The sequence below is a fragment of the Micromonospora sp. KC721 genome, assembly GCF_004348355.1.
GTDB lineage: Bacteria > Actinomycetota > Actinomycetes > Mycobacteriales > Micromonosporaceae > Micromonospora.
This window is the reverse complement of record NZ_SMJY01000375.1, coordinates 1-1788: the sequence shown is the minus strand read 5'-3', so window position 1 is coordinate 1788 and position 1788 is coordinate 1. Positions and strand designations below refer to the sequence as shown.

The 1788-nt window shown below is 73.4% G+C and carries 2 protein-coding genes; both read left to right on the top strand.

Features of this window, described 5'->3' with window-relative positions; translation table 11 throughout:
• Positions 1-906 (top strand): geranylgeranyl reductase (locus E1182_RS30435; protein WP_132271175.1); only part of this gene is annotated, 906 nt, incomplete at its 5' end.
• A 46-nt stretch (positions 907-952) separates the two neighbouring features.
• Positions 953-1723, top strand: a complete 771-nt coding sequence (locus tag E1182_RS30430; protein WP_132271174.1) for an isoprenyl transferase — start codon at positions 953-955, stop codon at positions 1721-1723.
• Positions 1724-1788: the final 65 nt, after the last annotated feature.

Below are 1788 nucleotides of genomic sequence, written 5' to 3'. Positions count from 1 at the left end.
CGTGTACGCGGGCCGGGTGGGGGAGAGGTGGCGCGGCCGCTGCCCCGGCCCGCGTACACGGTGCCCCGCAAGGTGTTCGACGCCCGGTTGGTGGCGGCGGCGGTGCGGGCCGGGGCGGTGCTGCGCCGGCACCCGGTCCGCCGAATCGAACTGCGCGACGACCGGGTGGTCGTGGACGGGGCGTTCGCCGCTGGGGCGCTCGTCGGCGCCGACGGCGCCGGGTCGGTGGTCCGCCGGGCGCTCGGCCACCCGGTCAACCCGGACCGCCACCTGGCGCTGGCCATCCGGGGGTACGCCCCGGCGCTGCCCGGCCCGCCGGAGCAGCTCATCGTCACCTCGAGCCCGCGCTGGCCGGCGTACGCCTGGTCCTTCCCGATCGGGGACGGACGGGCGAACGTCGGGTACGGGGAGGTGCTGCGCGGCGAGCCGCTCAACCGCGCGCACCTGCTCGACCGGCTCGCCGCGCTGCTGCCGGCCACCGACGCGGCGATGGTCACCGAGCTGCGGGCGCACCATCTGCCGCTGTCGACGCACCGGCCGGCCCCCGGCCGGGGGCGGGTGGTGCTGGCCGGCGACGCACTGTCGTTGATCAATCCGTTCACCGGCGAAGGGATCTTCTACGCCCTGCTCTCCGGTGCGTTGGCGGGCTCGGCGGCGGCCGGCTCGCCGGGCCGGGCCGCCGACCGGTACGCCGCCGCCTTGCGTGGGCGGCTTGGTGCCCACCTGCGCCACAGCTCGGTGGCGGCCTGGCTGGCCCGGCGCCGCCGGATCGTCGACGCGGCCGTCCGGGCGGCCCGCCGGGACGGCCGGGTCTACACGGCGGTCGTCGAGTTGGGCCTCGGCGACGGTCGGCTGGACGCGCGGACCCTTGCGATGATCGGTGTCGGTCTCTCGGCCCGGAGTTAACCACCCAGGTCACCATTGTCCGTGCGGGTCGCTACCCTGCAAGGTGATGACTCTGCGGAACATTCTCTACTCCGTGTACGAGCGCCGGCTGACGGCGAAGCTCGCAGGCCGGCCGGTGCCCCGGCACGTCGGGGTGATGTGCGACGGCAACCGCAGGTGGGCGCGGGAGATGGGGTACGTCGATCCGAACGACGGTCACCGGATGGGTGCCGAGCGGATCAAGGAGCTGCTGCGCTGGTGCGACGCGGCGGGCGTGGGCCACGTGACGCTCTGGCTGCTCTCCACCGACAACCTCTCCCGTCCGGCCGAGGAGTTGGATCCGCTGTTGCAGATCATCGAGGATCTGACCTCCGAGCTGGCCGAGGGGGGCAACCCCTGGCGGCTGCGGATGGTCGGGGCGCTGGACGTGCTGCCGGCACACCACGCCCACGCTCTCAAGGCAGCCGAGGAGCGCACCCGGGACCGCACCGGCGGTGCCCAGGTCAACATCGCCGTCGGGTACGGCGGGCGGCGCGAGATCGCCGACGCGGTGCGTTCGCTGCTGCTGGAGCACGCGGCGAAGGGCGGCACCATCGAGGAGTTGGCCGGCTCGCTGGACGTCGACCACATCTCCGAGCACCTGTACACCAGGGGTCTGCCGGACCCGGATCTGATCATCCGAACCAGTGGTGAACAGCGCCTGTCCGGCTTCATGCTGTGGCAGTCGGCGCACTCGGAGTTCTACTTCTGCGAACTGAACTGGCCGGACTTCCGCCGCGTCGACTTCCTGCGTGCCCTGCGCTCGTACGCCACCCGCCAACGTCGCTTCGGCACCTGACCCGCCCGGCCCGCGCCCCGCGCGCTGGTTGATCACGAAGCTGGCGGCGGTGTGGATCTCTCTGG

Coding starts and splice junctions, on each gene's coding strand:
- E1182_RS30430 (WP_132271174.1), top strand. CDS start 953: ATGACTCTGCGGAACATTCTCTACTCCGTGTACGAGCGCCGGCTGACG.